Raw genomic sequence first — 21,803 nt, forward strand, 5'->3', positions numbered from 1 at the left:
CATGATGTCCCGCGAGACCGCCGCTTCCGAGATCACGCCTGAGCTACTGCTGCGCGCCTACGCCTGCGGCATTTTTCCGATGGCGGAAAGCGTCGACGACCCGACGCTGTTCTGGGTCGAACCAAAGCTGCGTGGCGTGATACCGCTGGAGAGTTTTCGGGTTCCGTCGCGGCTCGCGCGCACCGTGCGATCGGACTGTTTCGCCGTGACCGTCGATACCGCCTTCAACGCGGTGATCGACGGCTGCGCTGCTCCGCAGCCTGGCCGTGACAATACCTGGATCAACCGGCGCATCCGCGAACTCTACATCGCCTTGCATGAACTCGGTCACTGCCACAGCGTTGAGGTCTGGCAGGGAGACAAACTCGTAGGCGGTCTCTATGGCGTCAGGCTCGGTCGCGCGTTTTTTGGCGAGAGCATGTTTCATGTCGCGCGGGATGCATCGAAGGTCGCGCTGGTGCATCTGGTCGCTCGAATGATCGCGGGCGGCTACGTGCTGCTCGATACGCAATTCGTGACCGACCATCTACGCGGATTCGGCGCGATCGAAATCCCGCGCAGGCGTTACCGGACACTGCTGGACGTTGCGCTGGAAGGCCGCGCCGATTTTGCGGCCCTGCCGCTTGACCGGCCGGTGCCAGGTGCGGACGCGCTCAGAATCATCGCCGGTCGCACGTGACATCTCCGGGAACTTGCCACATGTTCTGCAATCGAACTCGCTGGGACGCCTTTGCGCGCTCAGCGCGAGCAGTACCTTTACGCAGCTCGAACCGAGTTCAGGAATTTCCCGACTTCGAGCTTAAGCCGGTTGCCGTCACTGGACAGTGACTGCGCGGCCGACAATACCTGTGACGAGGCTGAGCCGGTTTCGGTCGCACCGCGCTGTACGTCAGCGATATTGGAAGATACCTGCTGGGTCCCTTGCGAGGCCTGCTGCACGTTCCGCGAGATTTCTTGCGTCGCAGCCCCTTGTTCTTCCACCGCAGCGGCGATGATCGAGGCAATCTCCGAGAGCTTCTCGATCGTGCCACCTATCTCCTTGATGGCATCGACCGAATGCTTCGTCGCGGCCTGGATGCCTGAGACTTGCTGGCCGATCTCGCCGGTGGCTTTTGCGGTCTGCTCGGCGAGCGCTTTCACCTCGGAAGCAACCACCGCAAAGCCCCGGCCAGCCTCGCCCGCCCGAGCCGCCTCGATAGTGGCGTTGAGGGCAAGCAGGTTTGTCTGACCTGCAATCGTGTTGATCAGCTCAACGACGTCTCCTATGCGGCCCGCGGCGCGAGATAGCTCACCGACGCGATCATTGGTTTTGCGGGCTTGGTCGACCGCCTCAGTCGCGATGCGAGCTGATTCCTGCACCTGACGGCCGATCTCAGTGACGGACGATGCCAGCTCTTCGGTTGCGGCGGCAACTGAATGGACGTTGGTCGATGCTTCCTCGGAAGCAGCTGCAACCGTCGTTGTCACGTGCTGGGCCCGCTCGGCCGTGGAGGTCAGAGTGCTGGCCGAGGCTTCCAGTTCGGTCGAGGCTGACGCGACTGTTTCGACGATCTCGCCTACGGCCGCTTCGAACGAGTCGGCCAGCTTGACCATGTCGGCCTTCCGCTGCTGGGCGGCAATCTCGTCTCGCTTCCTCTTCACTTCGGCTTCCTCGCGAGCCTTCTGCTCAGACACGACCTTGAACCTCTCGACGGCGGCGGCGACGGAGCCGACTTCGTCCTTGCGGCCAAGTCCTGGCAGCACAACCGAAAAATTACCCTCAGCCAGCTCCAGCATGGATTTGGTCAGCGCCGAGATCGGTTTGGCGATAGTGATGATCGACAAGACGCAGGCGCCGATTAGCAGCAGTGCGACCGCGGCACCGAGGATTATTGAAATCCGCTCAGCCGAGGCTTCTTCCCGTGCCGCCGCTGCTTTCTCCTCTTCAACGCGCCCCTTGGCGAACCCGACGACCTTCTCCGAAACTTCAGCCAACTCCTTCGCTGTCGGGAGGGCGACTTCCTTCGTCAGTCGGACGGCCTCGTCTCCAAGCTTGGCAAGCCGCGCGCCGACATCGGCCTTCACGTCAGCACCCTGTTTTGCTTCGATCTCCAGCAATTCGCCGCGAACTGCAGCAATCGGCTTGGCCGCACTGTTCAGATACTGATCAGCAAGCTGATTCATCTTCTCAAGTCTCGCACGGTTTTCAGCCGACTTCGAAAGCATGAGGGCTTCATCGATGAATTTCCGTACAGCCTTATACTGATCGACGACGTCTTCCTGTGCGGCCAGCAGCTGCACGGGCGTGCTTGCGAGACGAATATCACGGACTCCGATCATCATGCCGCGAGCTGATGATTTCGCTTCGATGCCTTTTATCGCGACTAGATTCTGATTTTCCGCCCTCTCGTTGGCTTGGCGTACCGCCTTGCTACCGCTCATCTGAACATAGATAAGCGCGACAACCATGATGATGCTGAGTAACGATGTAATTGCGAGTTTTGTGCCGATTCGCAGATTTTCGATGAAACGCATCGCAAGTAGCTCCAGAACAATATTGGCTGTGGCACCGTATGGGCTGATCAGCGACGCTTCGAATCGCTAACGACACGAGACGATTAGAACAATATGTTCTTTAAATTCGAATAAATCGTTATAGCGCCGGACACATCACGAGCGCGCCACGGGGAGGCTGCACCCGGCCTGACCAATTGCGGTTCGGCTTTTAGTGCCCTTTACCAGACTATTGCTGGAACGGCGGGAAGAAGGGATTGCTGCGTGGTTGCTGCTGCGGCGGCGGCGGTGGCGCCGGTTGCGGCGGCGGCGCTGACTGACGCGGCTGGCGCGCGGAGGGTTGTCGCGGCGAACGTTTGGCGGGCGGCGGCGCCGGTTTGGGCTGATCTGGCTGCGCGTTGACGACAGTTGTTTCCGGATCCTTGCAGTCCGTCAGCCAGACATCATAGATCGGATGCTCGACGCCATGCAGGCCGGGGCTCGCCGCGAACATCCAGCCGGAGAAAATCCGCTTCACCTCACCCTGAAGGGTGATCTCATCGACCTCTACAAATGCATCGGTGTTTGTGGCCTCGGACGCAGGGCGCGTATAGCAGGCGTCGGTCCTCACGCGCAGCGCGCCGAACTGCACGGTTTCGCCAACATCCTCGTCGAAATGGATGATGCGGCCGGTGATCTTGTCGAGACCCGAAAAGACAGCCTTCTTGTTGATGACCTTCTGAGCTGGTGGTTCGGTGACGACCTCATCGCCCGGTTGCAATGTGGCCGGTGTGGGTGGGGCCGAGCGCGGCGGGTGCTGGGCGGGCGTCTGATTGGGCGAAACCGGCGCGACGGCAACTCCACTGGGAGCGTTCTGCGGGGCCACGGTGGTTCCCGGCGGCGGCAGCGGCTGAGTCTGAACCGGTCCCGGCGGCGCTACCCCCTGCCCTGGCGGCACATTCAGCGGCGCCGGAAGCACGCGGCCTTGCGGCAGGTCGGGTACATCTTCCTCGGCATCCTCGGGCGAGGCCCCCTGCCCGCGCGGAATGGCAGCCGGCGGACGCGGCGCGGGGTCCGAAAAAATATTGCCGATTTGCGCGCGCGCGGGCGACGCTGCCGCGATCAGGGCGGCAACCGTGAAAGCCGCACAACCGGCTATGACAATGGTTCGAAACATCTTGCGCGGCTTTGTCTGGCTCGAATCAGGACCGGAACATTGTACAGAAATTTAAAGGCTCCAAGCCGCTCGCAGGCGCCCGGTTAACACGGCGATTGCGGCGGGGAAAGGGCGGCCTGCCCGCACCAACGCTTGGCTGCATCAATCCTCTCAGTTCGCGGTCGCTGAGACAGCAAGCGCGCCGCATCGATATCCAAGTGTCAACATCAAGGCCGACCGGGAGACCAAAGCAACATTGTCGACATCACGGCTATCGAGCCCAAGTCCGCTCGCGATCATCGCCGCCTACAACGCCGGCAAGCACGCTAATAATATACGCAGCTCCAGATTCGGACTTTGGGCAGCAGTGGATTTAGGGCAACAGACGCCATCATTCGAATCGCGAACGGTATTTCGGTAGGCTTCCGGGGTTGGCGCATTCGCGATGTTCAGGGCTATACTCAAGGCTATACTCGCCTTTCAGTTTTTGCGTGTCGGGGAATTGCCATGAGCCGGACGGGGGCGCTCCAGATTGCGATGACGGCGGCTGTGCTGGCGCTCGGCGGCACGATGGCGCAGGCCCAGCAGGTCGGCACGGCATCGGCGGTCAACCCGGCCGCGACCGCCAACCTGAAGACGATCACCATCGGCCAGTCGATCGCTCATAAAGAGCGCATCCAGACCAAGTCCAGCGGCTCGGTGCAGTTGCTGTTCCTCGACAAGACCTCGATGACCATCGGTCCGAACAGCGACCTTACGATCGACGAATACGTCTATGACCCCAGCGCCAACACCGGCAAGCTGGCGGCAACGCTCGGCAAGGGCGCGCTGCGTTTCGTCGGCGGCCAGATCAGCCACAACGGCGATGCGGAGATCAAGACCGCGTCGGCTTTGATTGGCATTCGCGGCGGCGTGATGATGACCGACGGCAAGGGCGGCATCTATGCCGGTTACGGCACCATGACCGTGAACTCCGGCGGCCAGACCGTGACGCTCGGCGCCGGCGAATTCACCCAGACGCAATCAGGCGGCCCACCGACGATGCCCGGACTGCCGCCCCCCGGATTCGTGCAGCAGCAACTCGCGGCCTTCCAGAGCGCCGCCGGTCAATCAGGCGGCGCGCGCCCGGGCGCGGCATCGGCGGCGAATATCGCATCCGCAGAGCAAAAGGCGACCGGCTCGCCTGGCGGATCGGTGACCGGATCGGGGGCTCCGCCTACTCCCACTCCGCCCACGATTGTCGGGCAGATCAACGCAATCGCAACGGCGTTTACACAGTCGATCCAGACGTCCAATCAAGCGGCAGGGTTGCAGCAGATCGCTCAGGATCAGCCGAAGGGTGGCGACAATCCACCGCCCGTGGACAACAACCCGCGACCTTCGGTGACGCTGACGGGATACGTCGGGGGACTGGATGTCACCAACCTGAATCAGAATTATACGAACTACCAGCCGCCCGTCACGAATCCGGTCACTGGAACTACGACGATCAACCTCGATGCGTCCAACGGGCGCGTTCAGGGCAATCTCAATATATACACTTATGACTCGACGAATCCGTTCACACAGCTTGCCAATACTATTCACGCGCTGTTTCAGCTGGGATCGACAGGATCAACTGGTCCGGCCTACAGTAATTATTCCGATCACAACCATTTCTTTGCAGTCACGCCCGAACACTCCATCGTCAACGGCAAGTCGGTTATCGGCGTGCTCGCTTCCGCCGACCTCGGGTACCAGGTCGCCCCCATCTCAACTCCCAACCTGACGCCGTGTCAGTGCGATTATACGCGCTGGGGATTCTGGGTGATCAATGCGAGCGATGCCAATACCTACGCGCCCAACGACACGATCCTGGGCACCTGGGTTGCGGGACGACCGGTTGGCAGCATCAGTGACGTGCCAACGACGGGCCAAGCAACTTACACCGGCCATGTCATCGCCACTGTAAACAACGCAGGCTTCGTCGCCGGCGGTTTCACCAACGACGTCAATTTCGGTACCCGCACCGGAGCGGTCAGCGTGACCAACCTCGACAGCACCAATTATTCCGGCGCCGTGAATTTCAACACCGACCCGCGCAATTTCGGCGGCACAATCAACAGCACCACATTCGCCAACGACGGCCGTCAGATGGCGTTGCAAGGCAGCTTCTTCCAGGGGAAAAACAGCCCGAGCGGCGTGCCGAACCCGGTCGGCGAGATGGGTGGAAGCGTTGCGATTTCGGGCGCCAACAACTACCTCGGCAGCGGCATCTTCGCGGCGAAAGCTCCACCGCACTAAGCCCTCGGGATGAGTTTGACTGAATCGTCATTGCCGGCACACGCGAGTGAAGCTCCGCCGTAATACCGTGCCGCGGGGCGTGTCGTAGGCTTGAGATCCGGCGCGTCGATCCTATTGCCCCGGCGTCCAAGGCTGATAATCGCCGGTCGCCTTGGGCCGGCGGCCGCTCACCAGCGTCGAGCCGGGCGGCCGATAGGCTGCCGGCGTGCCGGTCATGTTCGGAACATGCGGCTTCTGCCATTCGCGCGGTTTGTAGGTCTCTTTGGTCGGCGGAACATCCACAATGTGATGAATCCAGCCATGCCATTCCGGCGGAATGCGGCTGGCTTCAGCATAACCATTATAGATCACCCAGCGCCGCTCGAAGCCGAGCGTCGGGTCGATCTTGCCGCCGCGCGTCCGGTAATAGCAGTTGCCCTGGCTGTCTTTACCGACCAACTCACCAAAGCGCCGCGTCCAGAGTTGCGTGCCAAAGGTCTCGCTATTCCACCAGGTAAAGAGTTTGAGGAAAAACTGCTTCATTGTCGGAATCCGTCGCGGAAGTGTCATGGAACGATCTGGTTTGATGGCATCCCGCCGCCCTCTTGTCCAGCGCAACCGCGGCCAAATGGGCGATACCCGGTCGCCGCCGACAGGGGCGGATTAGCCCCAAATCGGCGGGTTGCGCCTTCGGCTAACCTGCCCTACACCCCACTCCAGGCATGAGAATATAAAGGCTACGAAATGTCCGAAGTCGTCAACAACATGGCAAAACATCGCTACGAGCTCGAAGTGGACGGGCATATCGCCGCGACCTACTACAGGTTCATGGACGGAACCATCGTGTTCACTCATACTCAGGTGCCGCCGGAGCTTCGCGATACGGACGTCGCCTCGGAACTCGTGAAGGGTGCGCTGGATCAGGTGCGGGATGATAGGTTCAGGGCCAGCGCTCAATGCCCCTTCGTGAAGGACTGGATCGACAAGCATCCGGATTATGCCGACCTGCTGAGGCCGAATTTGTGAGAAGGCGAAGCGCTGTCTTGAAAAGATGCGGGACCCGCGCGCTTTTCGGTGCCGGCTGAAACTCGAACGCCTTGCGGAAACCAGCGACAGCCCTTCTCGCTGTAGCGCTTGAAGAGGCGATCGCGGTGAGCCCGAACGGACTTGAGCGCAGACATGCCCGCTGTCTACGACAACAAAGCCCTAAGCCGTTTTGAGCTGGAAGCCGAAGGCGGTCTTGCTTTCGCGAACTACCGCCTCGCGCCGGGCACGGTCATCATCACCCACACCGAAACGCCGCGCGAGCTGCGCGGCCGCGGTATCGCCTCGGCCTTGGTCAAGGGCGCATTGGCACTGATCCGGGCAGAAGGCCTGAAGGTGGTCGCAGGCTGCGGGTTCGTGGCCGCCTATCTCAAAAAGCATCCGAAAGAAGCAGACCGCGCGGTTTGAGGCCGCCAGCCCTCTCGCGTTCGCTATCTCACTAAATGCGAACGTCTATCAAAAAACCGCAACAGCGCATCCGAGAAGCGCCCTTGCGCTTGGCAGCTATCGCAGTGTTTTCCCATCAGTGTTTCATGTCGGGCGGCAGCTTGCCGCCGTTAGCTGCGAGTTGAGCCATCATCTGCTTGTGCAGCCAGATATTCATTGCCGCGGAATCGTCGGTGTCGCCAGGGTACTTCAGATCCTTTGCCAGTTCCTTGCGAGCACTCAGACTGGAATCGACATCGAGCGCCTTCATCAGATCAACGATCGAGGTCCGCCATGCCAGCTTTTCCTTTTTGGCGGCAACCGCCTTGTCGAGAATGGCTGCGACATCAACGCTGCCCGCAGCCGCAGCACCAGATGCCGCCGTGCTGGATGAAGGGGCGGTACTGCCGCCTGCTTCAGGTGCGGGCGTTGCAGCTTCAGCGTGCGTACCGAAGATGGCGCCCATGATCTTTCCAAATATGCTCATTGTGCCGCTCCCAATAGCTTCAAGCTGCCGATCAATCCGAGGCGGAACTTTGCGTTTGTCTCCGCCGGATCACGAAAAGAGTAGCCGCCTCGCCGGGGCTTGCCAATGCCGCAATGCCAAGGCCGCCGACGGAGTTTTTTGTTCTACCCCAGCGAACGACATCACAATGTCGCACTGCACTTCGCGAGTAAACGAGTCCGCTCGCATGCACTCGAAAGCCGCGATGACTTTGCCTTCCACCCCCTCGGTCTGCGGCAGCGAAAAAAATCACTGAACCGTGAGCAACCAAAATCAAAGATAGGGATTAGAATTGCCTGACAGGTCGCGGCAAGACCAGGTTTCCTTGCTCTCGCGTCTGGGCTTGCTCGTGATCGTTTCCGAAGGGCAACTCGAGCCCTCTGGCGGCCCGAGGTTTGACCCTGCGAAAGGGAGACAACGAACATGGCCACATATTATCCTCTCGACGGCACGCCACATCCACCCTCAGAAACGGTCGCCGCGGACGGACCCGTGATCCGTCATATCGGCTTCTCCGATCTTCTCGACGCGTTACGGCTGGGCTGGGAAGACTTCAAGGCGGTACCAAGCCACGCCATCGTCCTTTGCGTCATCTATCCCATCATAGGAATTCTGGTGGCGAGGATGGTGCTCGGCTACGCGGTCTTGCCGCTGCTGTTTCCGATCGCCGCCGGCTTTGCCCTGATCGGGCCGTTTGCGGCGCTTGGACTCTATGAACTGAGCTATCGGCGCGAACTCGGCATGGACGCATCCGCCTGGCACGCGTTTGGTGTGCTACGCGCACCATCGTTTGGATCGATGCTCGGACTGGGAGCGTTGCTGCTTGCCATTTTTGTCGTCTGGGTGGCAACGGCGCACGCGATCTACGTTTCCATCTTTGGCAATGAACCGGCATCAGTAATTCCCGATTTCCTCACGCGGGTTTTCACCACGTCAGAAGGCTGGCGCCTGATCATGGTTGGCTGCGGCGTTGGAGTGCTGTTCGCAGCCGTCGCCTTGTGCATCAGCTTCGTGTCGTTCCCGCTGATGCTTCACCAGCACGCTGACATGACCGATGCCATGCTGACGTCGATGCGCGTGGTCGCGAAGAATCCAATCGCAGCCGCGGAATGGGGTTTGATCGTTCTCTTCCTGCTGATGCTCGGGTCAATTCCCTTCTTCCTCGGCCTCACGATTGTGATGCCGGTGCTCGGTCATGCAACGTGGCACCTCTACCGCAAGGCGATCGAGACGCCTCTGACGTCGTCATCGCACGAAGTTCCGGAACAGGAGAGGGAAAAGCGCTACGCGGCAGATTTCCCGTCCGTCTTGTTCCCCCCGTGGGGGCGCAAGCACCGATTCTTCGATAGTTCAGATTGAGTAAGAGACGCGCGCGCGGAAGGCCGTCTCGATGTCTGTGTGCTCTTGAGCTCGCTGGCAATCGAGGCGGTCGCTGCGCGCGGATCGTTCCGTACAGACTCCCACCAAGCTCCCACCAAGCTCCGGCGCAGATGCCGGGTTTAGTTGAAAGTATCGGATCGCCCATAACAATGAATAATAATTCATTGTTATGGGCGACTTCATGCAAATCTCGCAGGATAAAAAGGTGGGCGTCGTCATCTCTGCGATAGCTGCAGCCGCAAACGCGATTCCCCTTTGCCGGAAAACACGCTACCCCTTCGCCCATGACACAGATTGAATCCTCCCGCCCGGCCGTTCATATCGTCGGCGCCGGCCTCGCCGGCTCGGAAGCTGCTTGGCAGGTCGCAAGTCACGGCGTTCGAGTGGTTCTGCACGAGATGCGGCCGCAACGGATGACGGCGGCGCACCGAACCGGCGACCTGGCGGAACTCGTCTGCTCCAATTCGTTTCGGTCCGACGATGCCGCCAACAACGCGGTCGGACTCCTTCATGCAGAGATGCGCCGGCTGGGATCGCTCATCATGCGTTGCGCCGATGCCAATCAGGTTCCGGCCGGTGGCGCGCTCGCGGTGGACCGTGACGGCTTTTCGTCCGCGGTGACCAAAGCTCTCGACGATCATCCGCTGATCGAGATCGACCGCGCCGAGATCGATGGCCTGCCGCCAGCGGACTGGTGCAACGTCATCGTCGCCACGGGCCCCCTCACCTCGCCTCCCCTTGCCGCCGCGATCCGCGCATTGACCGACGAGTCCGCGCTGGCCTTTTTCGACGCGATCGCGCCGATCGTCCATCGCGACTCCATCGATATGTCGAAGGCCTGGTTCCAGTCGCGCTATGACAAGGTTGGTCCTGGCGGCACCGGCGCCGATTACATCAATTGTCCGATGACCGAGACGGAGTATCACGCCTTCGTGGACGCGCTGCTTGAGGGTGAGAAAGTCGACTTCAAGGACTGGGAGACCGACACGCCCTATTTCGATGGCTGCCTGCCGATTGAGGTCATGGCGGAACGCGGCCGCGAAACCTTGCGCCACGGCCCGATGAAGCCGGTCGGGCTGACCAACCCGCACGATCCCACGGTGAAGCCTTACGCTATCGTCCAACTACGCCAAGACAACAAACTCGGCACGCTTTACAATATCGTGGGTTTCCAGACCAAGCTGAAGCACGGCGCGCAGACTCGCATCTTCCGCACCATTCCGGGTCTTGAGAACGCGGAGTTCGCCCGCCTCGGGGGTCTGCATCGCAACACCTTCCTGAACTCACCAAAACTGCTCGACACCCAGTTGCGTTTGCGCGCCGAGCCGCGGCTGCGCTTTGCCGGGCAGATGACGGGATGCGAAGGCTACGTCGAATCCGCCGCCATCGGCCTGATTGCCGGACTCTATGCCGCGTCCGACGCACGGACGCAGACTCTGGAGGTCCCGCCGCCGACGACGGCGCTCGGCGCGCTGCTCGGCCACATTACCGGCGGTCACATCGAGACCATCGACGCAGGACCGCGCTCGTTCCAGCCGATGAACATCAACTTCGGATTGTTTCCGCCGCTCGCCAATCCGCCAGCGAAGAAGCCGGACGGCACGCGGCTGCGCGGCAACGAGAAGACGATCGCGAAAAAGCAGGCCATCAGTGCGCGCGCGCTGGCAGACCTCGATCGCTGGATCACGGACGCGCTCCGTCCAGCGGCTGCGGCATAGGTTCAACACGCCACCTTCAGGATCGTCATGCCCCTTCCGACACAGGACGCCGCATTCCTGTCCACGACGTGGACCGAAGGAGTCTTGCTGAAACGTGACGTGTTTTCGACCGTAGAGCGTGGCCGTTTTCGAATGGCGTCCGGCGAAGTCAATGCGGTGCTGCGACGGGTCGACCAGGTGCCGTGGTGGTCGCATCTTGTCGCGCGGCATCTGTTCGAACGCGAACGCAAGGCATTGACGCTCGCCCGCGATCTCGACGTCGGACCGAAGCTGCTATGGGGCGGCCGCAGCGCCCTGGTGCGCGGTTTCATCGACGGCGTGACGCTGCATCTCGCCAGACCCCACGGCGACTATGCGTACTTCCGCTCCGCCAAAACGGCGCTGCGCAAGCTGCATCGCGCCGGCATCTGTCACAACGATCTTGCCAAGGAGCAGAACTGGCTACGCGGCAACGACGGCCGCGCCTACCTGACCGATTTCCAGCTCGCGGCCTGCTTCAAGCGGCGGTCGCGGCTGTTTCGCATCGCCGCTTACGAGGACCTGCGACATCTCTTGAAGCACAAGCGCACTTATGCGCCGGACGCACTGACGCCGCGCGAGCGCAAGATGCTTGCGCGCAAGTCGATTATTGCGCGCACCTGGCTGCTGACGGGCAAGAAGGTTTACTACGCCATCACACGCGGCTTGTTCAACTTCACCGACCGCGAAGGCGGCGGCCGTCGTCTCGTCAACGACGCTCCTGTTCTGATCGCCCGTATCAGGGAGAACCCGGCAGTGCGCGACGCGGCCATCGTTGCCTTCGCGGACCGCCGCAGCGGTGTCGGGCTCTACGCCTTTGTCGAGGCCGATCAGGCGGGGCTGGAAGCGCAGTTACAGGCGGCGCTCGCAGCTGTAAACGCACCAAAACCCCCGGAGCACATCCAGATTGTTCCGCGGCTGCCACGCGATGCCGGTGGCAAGGTGCGCACGGAAATCCTGCAACTCATCGCGATGAACCAGATCGATCTGATCGAGCCGCTGATCACAAGCCCAGCAGATCGTGAATTTTTTCGTGGCATCCTCGAAGGTCGGAAAAACCTGCGCGATCGTTTCAATTTTGAATCGACCGACCAGGCGCTGTCGTCCTGACCTCGTTCAGCTACGAAACATCGTCGTGCGTGACGCTCGCCATAACGTCCATAGGATGCGCAGCCGCGACACCACCGGCGGCGCGAAGGGATCAGTATCGACTCGAGCTGTGCGATTCAATGCGCGGCGCACCAGCGCCAACGGGAGATACACTGCTCGCGACCCCGGCGGCAGATTCTGCAGCAGAGCCTGAGCCGCATCCAGTTGCGACCGAGCTTCATCGGCCAGTCCGCCGAGGGCTGCGCGAATTGGTGGCGTGTCCCGACCCGAGAACACCTGTTCCAGGCCAATGTCGTGCTGCTCCAGCAATTGCAGCGGCACGAACGACTGACGCCGCGACGCGTCCAAACCCAGCATCGAGATCACCTGCGCAAGACCGCGCGCAAGACCGGCGTGGTGCGCCAGATGATCTGTTTCATTGGATTGGTGCCCGAGGATGCGCGACGCGAGCGAAAATAGCACGCACGATGTATCGCCGAGGTACCGCTCCAACGCCGCCATGTCCGGCATGGGATCGTTGTAGAGATCGAACTGATGTGCCTCGATCAGCTGCGACAATCGTTCGACCGGTAGGCCATGGTTCCGGACCGCGAGCAACAGTTCAGCCGCGACCGGATTGCCTTCAACGCCGCCGTGTCCCGTCCCAGCGACCGTATCGGTCCACCATTGCAGGCGGATTTCGCCCGGCAGCGGCTGGGTGATCTGCTCCCTAACCCTGACAATCTCGACATTGAAGGCATAAAGCGCGAGCAGCGCGCGACGGCAACGGAGCGGCGTGAACAGCGTCGTCGCATAGTTTTCGAAGTCGTGGTTGCGCACAAGCTCCGTGCAAAATGCCGCGGACGCATTTTCCGGTGCGGTGCCGCTCATGGCACAGCGATCAGGATTGTCAGGCACCGTATCGATATCGCGCCTGTCACGGTACGGCTATCAGCGCCGTCAGGCGCTGCCTCGGCCTCGCGGTTGTCATGGGACGGCTATCAGCGCCGCCGCGACCCGGCGCCGCTCGCCCAGCATGATGTTATAGGTCCGGATCGCCGGTCCGGTCAGCATGGTGTCCACCCCAACGTTAACGCGACGCAGGGCCTCGCGCAGCTCGGAAGGAGCAAGCCAGACCTCGGTGCCGGTGCCGATCAGCAACGTATCGATTGCGGCGGAGCCTGCAAACACGCGCGTCAAGGCTTGCCGGTTGATGTCATCCGGCCTCGTCACCGGCCAGGCCCAGATTCCGTCCGGCAGGCATAACAGCGAGCCACGGTGCGACATGGTATCGAAGCGGAAGCCGCCGCTGCCATAGGCTTCGATCACCGCAGGCCGCGGAAGGTGCGGCACATCCGGCAGATCGGCGCTCACGGTTTCGATGGCTTCTGAGATTTGGCCGGTTTCTCCGGCTTGACCGTCTTCTCTGGTTTAGCCGTAGACTGAGCTGTCTCGGACTGCTTAGCCGCCTTGTCGGAATTGGCCGCCTCAGACCTGGCCGTCTTCTCCTCAGCGTCAGCGCGATGATCGCCGACCCCGAGATAGATCAGAATCGGCGCCGCGATGAAGATCGACGTGTAGGTGCCGACCAGCACCACGCCGAACATCATCACTGCGGTGAAGCTGTGAATCGCCGGTCCGCCGAACAGCAGCAACGCGAGCAGCGCCAGCGTGACCGTGAAGTGGGTGATGATCGAGCGCGACAGCGTCGAATTGATCGACTCGTTGAGCAACTCAGGCATCGGCATTTTCTTGTAGCGCCGCAGCATCTCGCGGATACGGTCATAAATGACAACGGTGTCGTTCAGCGAGTAGCCGAGAATGGTCAGAAGCGCCGCGATGCTGGTGAGATCGAAGTCGACCTGCGAGATCGACATGAAGCCGATGGTCAGCACGATATCGTGCACGTTGGCGATCATCGCGCCGAGCGCGAACTGCCACTCGAACCGGAACCAGAGATAGATCAGGATGCCGAGGATCGCCAGCATCAGGCCGATCATGCCGTAGGCGAGCAGTTCGCCGGACACGCGCGGACCAACCACCTCGACGCGGCGATAATTGACGCTGTCGCCCAGCGCGCCACGCACCTTCTGTACCGCTGCCTGTTGCGCGGCGTCTCCGCCCGGCTGCTCGGCGACGCGGATCAGCACTTCTGTCGGACCGCCGAACTGTTGAAGCTGGACCTCGCCGAGACCGAGACCGTTCAGCGTCGTGCGCATACTCGCAATATTCGCCTCGCCCGACTTGGCTTGCACCTCGAGCAGCGTGCCGCCCTTGAAATCGATGCCGAAATTCAAGCCGTGCGTGAAGAACAGCGTGATCGCGACGATCGACAGCAGCGCGGAAATCGGAAAGCTGATGCGGCGGAAGCGCGTGAAATCGAAATGCGTATCGTCGGGGACGATCCGCACCGACGGCAGCAGACCAAGGCAACTGACGATGGTCAGCACGACAATAAGGGCACCGAGCCCGAGCAAAATCCAATGGGTCACAACCGGCTCCGCGTCATCAGATCGGCACGTTTTGCGGCCGCTTCCAGCGCACCCATGTCGCGACGATCAGCCGGGTCACCTCAAATGCGGTGAACACCGTGGTGATAATGCCGATGCCGAGCGTCACGGCGAAGCCACGCACCGGGCCAGTGCCGATATAGAACAGCACCGCGGCAGCAATGAACGTCGTGATGTTGGAATCCAGAATCGTCGCCAGCGCCCGCTTGAAGCCGGCGTCGATCGCCGAAATCGCGGTGCGGCCGCCGCGGACTTCCTCGCGGATACGCTCATAGATCAGCACGTTGGAATCGACGGCGATGCCCACGGTCAGCACGATGCCGGCGATGCCGGGCAGCGTCAGCGTCGCGTTCAGCAACGACAGCACTCCGAAAATCATGGCGACGTTGATGGCGACCGCGATATTCGCAAACACCCCGAACAACCGGTAGGTCAGCAACATGAACACGATCACCATGATCGAGCCGACATAGGCCGCGAGTTCGCCTTTTTCGATCGAGTCCTGCCCGAGGCCGGGACCGACGGTGCGCTCCTCGATGATCGTCAGCGGCGCCGGCAGTGCACCGGCGCGCAGCAGGATCGCGAGGTCGTTGGCCTCCTGCACCGTGAAGTTTCCGGAAATCTGACCGGAGCCGCCGGTGATCGGTTCCCGGATGACCGGTGCCGAGATCACCTCGTTATCGAGTATGATGGCAAATGGCTGTCCGACGTTTTCCGAGGTTGCCTGCGCGAACTTGCGCGCGCCGTTGGAGTTGAAGCGGAAGCTCACGATCGGCTCGCTGGTGCGGGAATCGAATCCGGGCTGGGCGTCGGTCAGATCGCCGCCAGAAACGAGCACCTGCTTCTTGACGACGTACGGCGTCTTGGGCGACTGCGTACCCATCAGCACTTCGGAATCGGCAGGCACCCGGCCCTGAAGGGCCTGATCGGGCGACACGCTCGAATCGACCATGCGGAAGTCCATCTTGGCGGTCTTGCCGAGAATTTCCTTCAGCCGCGTCGGGTCCTGTAATCCTGGCACCTGCACCAAAATGCGATCGGCGCCCTGACGCTGGATCAGCGGCTCGACGGTGCCGAGCTCGTTGACGCGCTTCTCGATAATCTGGATTGACTGCTCAACCGATTGCCGGATGCGGTCGGTGACCGCAGCCTGCGGAACCGTTATGCGGATCAGCCCACCTTCTGCACTGCTGACTTCGAGGCTACGCTGACCGCTGGAGCCGAGCAGACCCCCGAGCGGTTGCGACAGCTCGCGCAACTTGCCGAGCGCAGTCTGGAATTCCTCATCCTTGCTGATGCGCACTTCGACCGCGCCATTCTTGGCAGCAAGGCCAGTGTAGGGGATCCGCGCGTCGCGCAGCGCCTTGCGCGCGTCGTCGCGGACCTGATCGAGTTTCTCCTTTTTGACGTAGTTGGAATCGACCTCAAGCAGCAGGTACGACCCGCCCTGAAGATCGAGCCCCAGCACGAGGTGGCGCTGCGCCCATTTCGGCCAGGTCTTGACCTGGGCCTCGGGAAAGAAGTTCGGCACAGCGCACAGGCAGACCACGAGGGCAGTCACGACGATCGCCAGCGCTTTCCACCGCGTAAAATACAACATCGAGATAACCCGTCAGATTCCAGGAATGACCGCCCGGGACATTTAGCTCGCGTCGGTGTCGTCCTTGGCGCCCTCGTCTTTGGCGCCTTTCTTTGCCGATTCACCCTTAGTCGGCTCGCCCTTGGCAGGCTCGCCCTTGGCGCGGACGATTGAAATCATCTGCCGCATCTGCCGCACCCGGACGCCGTCCGCGATCTCGAACTCGATCTGGTCATCGTCCACTACCTTGGTGACCTTTCCGACGAGACCACTTGACGTGATGACGGTGTCACCGCGGCGGATATTCTTCACCAGGTCTTTGTGCTCTTTCGCCTTCTTCTGCTGCGGCCGGATGATCAGGAAATACATGATGATGAAGATCAGCGCGAATGGCAGCAGCGACATCAGCAGGTTATTGGTGTCGCCGGCACCGGCGGCCTGAGCAAACGCGGGGGTAATGAACATTCGGACGATTCCTTGAAACGGAGCAGGCCGGCGCGACGGCAGAGTCGTCCGGTCGAGGGCAAATTCGCGCGGACTATAGCGGCCACGGTCTCAATTGCAACGCCGCCAGACCCTTGATCGGACCTCATTATTTCGGCTGCTTGCAGGGGCTCGGACGCCCCGCTAAGGGTGCGCACTCAGGAAAGGCAAAGATGGCAACAAAGTCACGGAAAGCCGGCTCCCGCAAAACGCCGAGGCCACGCGCCGGCAAGCGGGGTGGCGGCGCGACAAAAGGTCCGAAACTGGCCGCGGCGCCCACCGCCGAAGAGCGGATCGCGCACGCGCTCGAAGCAATCGCTGCGGCCATGTCCTCCGCAGCGGCAAAGCCCGACAACAGCGTTGCGCTAACGCGCGCCGAGGCCTTCGTCTGGCACCCCGACGGACGATTGATGCCGGTGCCGCGCGTCAGCCGCGTCGATCTCGGCCTTCTCAAGGGCATCGACCGGATGCGCGATATCCTGATCGAAAACACCGAACGCTTCGCCAAGGGCCTGCCTGCGAACAACGCCCTGCTCTGGGGCGCACGCGGCATGGGCAAGTCGTCGCTGGTGAAGGCGACCCATGCCAGCGTCAACGCCGCGGTCGGCGGCCAGCTCAAGCTGATCGAAATTCACCGCGAGGATATCGAGAGCCTGCCGAGCCTGATGGAGCTGCTGCGCTCATCGGACTTCCGTTTCATCGTATTCTGCGACGACCTGTCGTTCGACGGCAATGATGCTTCCTACAAATCGCTGAAAGCGGTGCTCGAGGGCGGGATCGAGGGTCGTCCGGAGAACGTCATCCTGTACGCGACGTCGAACCGCCGTCACCTGCTGGCGCGCGAGATGATCGAGAACGAGCGATCGACCGCGATCAATCCCGGCGAGGCCGTCGAGGAAAAGGTCTCGCTGTCCGACCGCTTCGGCCTCTGGCTCGGCTTTCATCGCTGCAGCCAGGACGAATATCTCGCGATGGTGCGCGGCTACTGCGCCCACTTCGGTATCAAGCTCGACGATGCCGAACTGGAGCGGGAAGCGCTGGAATGGTCGACCACGCGCGGCTCGCGTTCGGGGCGCGTCGCCTGGCAGTTCACGCAGGAACTCGCAGGGCGCCTAGGCGTGCGGCTCGCGACGAAGTAGCTCCTGCATTTGGAAAGAGGCGGGCTCCTTCAACAGAAACCCGGCGTCATACCCACGAAGGCAGGTATCCCGCACTCCGCAGCTTTCGATCGTCACGAGACATCCGAATACTGCCCGCTTTTACGAGTGATCCAGTCCTATTGTGATGCTTTCATGCGCCGTTGAGGAAATGAAGCGGGTCAACCGGTGAAGATCCTTTTCGGATCTCGAAGTGGAGTTGCGGCGACGCCGCTTCGCCCGACTGACCCGACTTGGCAATGACCTGGCCGCGCTTGATGGTGTCCCCGCGCTTCACCAACAGCTCACTCGCATGGGCATATGCGGTCACGTAACCGTTGGGGTGCCGAACCAGAATCAGGTTGCCGTAACCCTTGAGCTCGCTGCCGGAATAAGCAACGACGCCATCCTCGGCGGCCTTCACCGGCGTACCCTCGGGCACGGCGACGTTGATGCCGTCATTCGATTTGCCGTTGGTCTTGGCACCATAGGCCGCGATCACGCGGCCGCGTACTGGCCAGCGGAATGTGGGTAACGCTCCGGTCGCATCGGCGGCCTTCACTGCCGGCTTGAGCACGGCCGCTTCAGGCGTCTCCGTCGCAACCGCGAGGTTGACCTTCTGCACCGGACCTTCGGGTGCCGCCGCAGCGTGAACCACAGGCGCAGGCGCAGCGGGGGGCGTGGCCGCGGCGACAACAGGCTGCGCAGCCACCGCAGCGGCTTTCATCGGCACCGTTATCTTCATGCCGGTTTTTAGCTTCGTGCCGGGTTGCAGGCCGTTGGCGCGAGCGAGCTCACCGACCGGAATGTGATTGTGGCGCGCGATGCTCATCAGCGTGTCGCCGCGATTGACATAGTGGGTTCCGGACGCAGCCGCAGCGACCCCGGCAGGCTTCGCAGCCGGAGCGGCATGGTTGTCCGCTTCCGCCGCGCGCTTTGGAATGATCAGTTGCTGGCCGGGCTGCAACCGGCGCGGACCGCGGTAGCCGTTGGCCTTGATGATTTCGGCAGTGGAGACACCATAGCGGTGCGACAGCCCTTCCAGCGTATCGCTGGTGCCGACGATGATGGGGGTGCCCCCACCATGATTCCAGCCGTCCCTGGCCGCTACAGCGCCAGTGGACTCGATCGGACGCGTGGGCGGCGCATAAGAGTGAACACCTCGCCCGCCGCTTGGCACGCCTGATGCGACCGGACCTGCGGCCACCGGATAGGTTTTTGGCGCCGAGATCGGCGGCGGCAGCGGCTGGGATTGATATTGCGACCGCGAATATTGCGGCAACTCGCGGCGTTCGACCGGAGCCGCGGGCGCTGCGGCCACCGAGCCGGTGGCATCGCGCTGCCATCCAAAATGATTTGATTGCTGCGGGTTACTGTCGATCTGCGCCAAGCGCGTGGACATGTCCGCACTGCATCCGGCAAAACCGATCGACACCAGCGCCAGCACCGCGATCTGCGGTACGCGACGCGAGCAAAGCACCTCGACGACACGGGACATGATTACTCACTCGACGCAACATAACTACAAATTTGAGTAAACACGCCGCCAGTAAACAAGCCTTTAACCGTCTGAACAACGCGTTGCCACTGCAGCCGAACTCGGGTTGGCCTATCCGATCGACCGGATGGAGTCTCTTCTCATGGGAGAGGGAACGCTCATCGTCGCTTCGGCAACCGTTCAATCAAAATTTGAACCCGCTTTAGAGTTCGCGGGCGATACCCGGCAACGCCGGCACGAAGCGGACGTCGATCAACTCCTTGCGGACCAGTCCGGCGGTGGTTCGTCTGAGAAGGATCAGCGTCTGCCGCCCGCTGGGCGGGCCGACGGGCGCGATCAGAAGCCCGCCGGGCTCGATCCGGGCCGTCAGCGCGTCCGGAATCTGCTCCATCGCTGCCGTCACCAGGATGCGGTCGAACTGCCCCGCTTCGGCGGGAATGTCGAAGCCGTCACCCAGCATGACCTCCACGTTGTCGCAACCGAGTTGCTCCAGCCGGCTGCGGGCACGATCAGCGAGCACGCGAAACCGTTCGATGGTCAAGACCTGGCGGCACAGACGTGACAGGATCGCGGCCTGATAGCCGGAGCCGCTGCCGATTTCTAACACCCGATTATCGTCGCGCAATTCCAGCCGCTCGGTCATGTAGGCGACGACAAAAGGTTGGCTAATGGTCTGGCCGCAGGCGATGCCGAGCGCGGTATCCAGCCAGGCATCGTCGCGATCCGCCGGCTCCACGAAGACATCGCGCGGGATGCCGTCCATCGCGCGCAGTACTCGCTGATCGCTGATGCCGCGTCGCCGCAGGTTGAGCTGAAACATCATCTTTTCGGGCGGCGGACGATCGGCGGGGGGCATAGGGCGGACTCTCGAGCGCTGGCGTTTGGCCACAGCGAATATCAAAACAATTTGATGAATCTGCGCGGATCGACTTCTAGTGGAGTGGCATTCGCGACCTACCTGCTGCGCACTCGCGATGCGAATGTCAAATCCAAACTCCCTCGGAAACTTATGGTTGCTAGTGGACCTTGGTACTAACATTTGCAAAGCACCCCCTGAAACGGGTGCGAATGTTAGAATGGGATCACTAGCTCAATCCGGCGGGGCGAATTTTTGTTCCGACGGTGGAACGGGCCGGTCTCACCAGCAGGAGGTCCGGAAATCCGGGAAGTTCATCTTAGGGCCGGCTGGCAACCACCCGAGAAAACCATCTTATTCGCGCCAGCGACCACAGCGCACATTGCGTTTGGCCGCGTAATTTGCGACTCTGTGTTGAGAATTGGGCAAGGGATCGGATCTCCTTCATGGCGCCAGAGAAGCCGCCCGGTGGCTCGGTGTTCCTCGTCGAGGACGAGGTGATGATCCGCATGATGGTTGCGGATATGCTGGAGGAGCTTGGCTACAGCATCGCCGCCGAAGCCGGCGAGATCGAACAAGCGCTCACGCTCGCACGGACCGCGAACTTCGACATCGCCATCCTCGACGTCAACGTCAATGGAAAGCTGATTTCTCCGGTGGCCGAGGTGATCGAGGCGCGCAACCGGCCCTTCATTTTCGCAACCGGCTATGGCACGCAGGGTTTGCCCCCCGAATATCGCAACCGTCCGGCGTTACAGAAGCCCTTCCAGATGGAAGGCCTCGCCGCCATGATCGAGCGCACACTCAAGGACGGCGCCGCGGCCGAGCGCACCTGAACATCGCGGCCTACTTCAAGGTTGCCGTCAGAACCTCGACGAACGCATCGTCGGTGCGATCCAGCCGCAGCGGCGTTACCGAAACGCACCGCGCCGCTATCGCTGCGAGATCGGTACCCGCCGCCGGGGTGTCCGCGGCGTCGGCCTTCTCGAATCCGATCCAGAAATACGGGTTGCCGCGACCATCTCTGCGTTCAACGACCTTGAGGAAACCGAGATTGCGTTTGCCCATCCGCGTTACCAGCACGCCGGCCACCTCCTCGGGCGCGCACGCCGGGAAATTGACATTGACCACCGTGTTCTTGGGAATGCCGGCGTCGATCACCTTGCGCAGAATCTGCGGCCCGAATGTGCGCGCGGTTTCCCACACCGGCCTGTCGCCGGTCTCCGTGCTGAATTCCTGCGACAGCGCGAACGACGGCAGCCCGAGCATCGTGCCCTCGAGCGCGCCCGCGATGGTGCCGGAATAAACCACATCCTCAGCGACGTTGCGGCCCCGATTGACGCCCGACAGCACGAGATCCGGCCCTTTTTTGCCGAGGATGTGCCGCGATCCCATGATCACGCAATCGGTCGGCGTGCCCCGCACGGCGAAATGACGCGGTTCGATTTCGCGCAGCCGCAGCGGATCGTTGAGCGACAGCGAATGCGAGACGCCGGATTGATCGTATTCGGGCGCGACCACCCAGACATCGTCGGACAGGTCTTTTGCAATTTGCTCGAGGATCTCGAGGCCCGGCGCATTGATGCCATCGTCGTTAGTACAAAGAATTCGCATTCGTGAGGTTGCCTTTTTCGGCCGCTGTCCTTGGCTCTAGCGCCGTTCGGACACCTC

At 61.7% G+C, this 21,803-nt stretch carries 21 protein-coding genes; 9 read left to right on the forward strand and 12 right to left on the reverse strand.

The annotated features are described in order from the left end of the window. Window position 1 precedes the first annotated feature (1 nt). The gene (gene aat, locus ACSZOQ_RS08180; RefSeq protein ID WP_439925479.1) at window positions 2-679 is read left to right on the forward strand and encodes a leucyl/phenylalanyl-tRNA--protein transferase; all 678 of its coding nucleotides are present in this window, start codon (window positions 2-4) and stop codon (window positions 677-679) included. 77 nt (window positions 680-756) lie between these two features. Here the strand turns inward: aat and ACSZOQ_RS08185 are convergent, their stop codons facing one another. Both ACSZOQ_RS08185 and ACSZOQ_RS08190 read right to left on the reverse strand, forming a co-directional pair. Next, entirely contained in the window at window positions 757-2,514 is a 1,758-nt protein-coding gene (locus ACSZOQ_RS08185) for a methyl-accepting chemotaxis protein (protein WP_439925481.1), read from the reverse strand. Window positions 2,515-2,722: 208 nt separating this feature from the next. Further along, window positions 2,723-3,649, reverse strand: a complete 927-nt coding sequence (locus ACSZOQ_RS08190) for a DUF2155 domain-containing protein (RefSeq protein ID WP_439925482.1) — start codon at window positions 3,647-3,649, stop codon at window positions 2,723-2,725. Between the two features lie 486 nt (window positions 3,650-4,135). Here ACSZOQ_RS08190 and ACSZOQ_RS08195 point away from each other — a divergent pair, with 486 nt between their 5' ends. Next, window positions 4,136-5,911, forward strand: a complete 1,776-nt coding sequence (locus ACSZOQ_RS08195; RefSeq protein WP_439925484.1) for a FecR domain-containing protein — start codon at window positions 4,136-4,138, stop codon at window positions 5,909-5,911. Between the two features lie 111 nt (window positions 5,912-6,022). On the opposite strand, the gene ACSZOQ_RS08200 is transcribed toward ACSZOQ_RS08195, so the two are convergent. Then, complete coding sequence (locus ACSZOQ_RS08200; RefSeq protein ID WP_439925486.1) at window positions 6,023-6,433, reverse strand: NADH:ubiquinone oxidoreductase subunit NDUFA12; 411 nt, start codon at window positions 6,431-6,433, stop codon at window positions 6,023-6,025. A gap of 201 nt (window positions 6,434-6,634) precedes the next feature. On the opposite strand from ACSZOQ_RS08200, the gene ACSZOQ_RS08205 reads away from it, so the two are divergent. After that, the gene (locus ACSZOQ_RS08205) at window positions 6,635-6,916 is read left to right on the forward strand and encodes a GNAT family N-acetyltransferase (protein WP_439925487.1); all 282 of its coding nucleotides are present in this window, start codon (window positions 6,635-6,637) and stop codon (window positions 6,914-6,916) included. A 153-nt stretch (window positions 6,917-7,069) separates the two neighbouring features. Then, window positions 7,070-7,342: a GNAT family N-acetyltransferase gene (locus ACSZOQ_RS08210; protein ID WP_439925489.1), complete on the forward strand. Its 273-nt coding sequence runs from the start codon at window positions 7,070-7,072 to the stop codon at window positions 7,340-7,342. 115 nt (window positions 7,343-7,457) lie between these two features. On the opposite strand, the gene ACSZOQ_RS08215 is transcribed toward ACSZOQ_RS08210, so the two are convergent. After that, window positions 7,458-7,847, reverse strand: a complete 390-nt coding sequence (locus ACSZOQ_RS08215) for a DUF3597 domain-containing protein (RefSeq protein ID WP_439925491.1) — start codon at window positions 7,845-7,847, stop codon at window positions 7,458-7,460. A gap of 441 nt (window positions 7,848-8,288) precedes the next feature. Between ACSZOQ_RS08215 and ACSZOQ_RS08220 the strand changes: the two genes are divergently transcribed. From ACSZOQ_RS08220 to ACSZOQ_RS08230, 3 genes are all read left to right on the forward strand, one after another. After that, entirely contained in the window at window positions 8,289-9,224 is a 936-nt protein-coding gene (locus tag ACSZOQ_RS08220) for a DUF2189 domain-containing protein (RefSeq protein ID WP_439925493.1), read from the forward strand. A 305-nt stretch (window positions 9,225-9,529) separates the two neighbouring features. Next, the gene (trmFO, locus tag ACSZOQ_RS08225; protein ID WP_439925495.1) at window positions 9,530-10,963 is read left to right on the forward strand and encodes a methylenetetrahydrofolate--tRNA-(uracil(54)-C(5))-methyltransferase (FADH(2)-oxidizing) TrmFO; all 1,434 of its coding nucleotides are present in this window, start codon (window positions 9,530-9,532) and stop codon (window positions 10,961-10,963) included. A 27-nt stretch (window positions 10,964-10,990) separates the two neighbouring features. Next, on the forward strand, window positions 10,991-12,091 hold the full coding sequence (locus ACSZOQ_RS08230) for an AMP-binding enzyme (protein ID WP_439925496.1): 1,101 nt from the start codon (window positions 10,991-10,993) through the stop codon (window positions 12,089-12,091). A gap of 6 nt (window positions 12,092-12,097) precedes the next feature. Here ACSZOQ_RS08230 and ACSZOQ_RS08235 read toward each other — a convergent pair whose 3' ends face one another. The 5 genes from ACSZOQ_RS08235 to yajC form a co-directional block, all read right to left on the reverse strand. After that, the gene (locus ACSZOQ_RS08235) at window positions 12,098-12,961 is read right to left on the reverse strand and encodes a phytoene/squalene synthase family protein (protein ID WP_439925498.1); all 864 of its coding nucleotides are present in this window, start codon (window positions 12,959-12,961) and stop codon (window positions 12,098-12,100) included. 96 nt (window positions 12,962-13,057) lie between these two features. Beyond that, window positions 13,058-13,444, reverse strand: coding sequence for an Mth938-like domain-containing protein (locus ACSZOQ_RS08240; RefSeq protein ID WP_439925500.1), 387 nt, complete (start codon window positions 13,442-13,444; stop codon window positions 13,058-13,060). Continuing rightward, complete coding sequence (gene secF, locus ACSZOQ_RS08245) at window positions 13,441-14,562, reverse strand: protein translocase subunit SecF (protein WP_439925502.1); 1,122 nt, start codon at window positions 14,560-14,562, stop codon at window positions 13,441-13,443. The genes ACSZOQ_RS08240 and secF overlap by 4 nt, the downstream gene beginning before the upstream one ends. Before the next feature lie 16 nt (window positions 14,563-14,578). Next, the gene (secD, locus tag ACSZOQ_RS08250) at window positions 14,579-16,180 is read right to left on the reverse strand and encodes a protein translocase subunit SecD (RefSeq protein ID WP_439925504.1); all 1,602 of its coding nucleotides are present in this window, start codon (window positions 16,178-16,180) and stop codon (window positions 14,579-14,581) included. A gap of 42 nt (window positions 16,181-16,222) precedes the next feature. Continuing rightward, window positions 16,223-16,624, reverse strand: coding sequence for a preprotein translocase subunit YajC (gene yajC, locus ACSZOQ_RS08255; RefSeq protein ID WP_439925506.1), 402 nt, complete (start codon window positions 16,622-16,624; stop codon window positions 16,223-16,225). Window positions 16,625-16,815: 191 nt separating this feature from the next. Between yajC and ACSZOQ_RS08260 the strand changes: the two genes are divergently transcribed. After that, on the forward strand, window positions 16,816-17,781 hold the full coding sequence (locus ACSZOQ_RS08260; protein WP_439925508.1) for an ATP-binding protein: 966 nt from the start codon (window positions 16,816-16,818) through the stop codon (window positions 17,779-17,781). Between the two features lie 151 nt (window positions 17,782-17,932). On the opposite strand, the gene ACSZOQ_RS08265 is transcribed toward ACSZOQ_RS08260, so the two are convergent. Together ACSZOQ_RS08265 and ACSZOQ_RS08270 are read right to left on the reverse strand one after the other, a co-directional pair. Then, on the reverse strand, window positions 17,933-19,276 hold the full coding sequence (locus ACSZOQ_RS08265) for a peptidoglycan DD-metalloendopeptidase family protein (protein ID WP_439925510.1): 1,344 nt from the start codon (window positions 19,274-19,276) through the stop codon (window positions 17,933-17,935). A 202-nt stretch (window positions 19,277-19,478) separates the two neighbouring features. Beyond that, window positions 19,479-20,132 (reverse strand): protein-L-isoaspartate(D-aspartate) O-methyltransferase, encoded by a 654-nt coding sequence (locus tag ACSZOQ_RS08270; protein WP_439925987.1) that lies wholly within the window; start codon window positions 20,130-20,132, stop codon window positions 19,479-19,481. Window positions 20,133-20,578: 446 nt separating this feature from the next. Here ACSZOQ_RS08270 and ACSZOQ_RS08275 point away from each other — a divergent pair, with 446 nt between their 5' ends. Then, window positions 20,579-20,968 carry a response regulator gene (locus ACSZOQ_RS08275; protein WP_439925512.1) on the forward strand — a complete coding sequence of 130 codons (390 nt, stop codon included), beginning with the start codon at window positions 20,579-20,581 and terminating at the stop codon, window positions 20,966-20,968. A 10-nt stretch (window positions 20,969-20,978) separates the two neighbouring features. Here ACSZOQ_RS08275 and surE read toward each other — a convergent pair whose 3' ends face one another. After that, a complete protein-coding gene (gene surE / locus ACSZOQ_RS08280; protein WP_439925513.1) occupies window positions 20,979-21,746 on the reverse strand; it encodes a 5'/3'-nucleotidase SurE in 768 nt (255 codons plus the stop codon). Window positions 21,747-21,803 lie beyond the last annotated feature (57 nt).

Source organism: Nitrobacter sp. JJSN (assembly GCF_051912485.1).
Classification (GTDB): domain Bacteria; phylum Pseudomonadota; class Alphaproteobacteria; order Rhizobiales; family Xanthobacteraceae; genus Nitrobacter.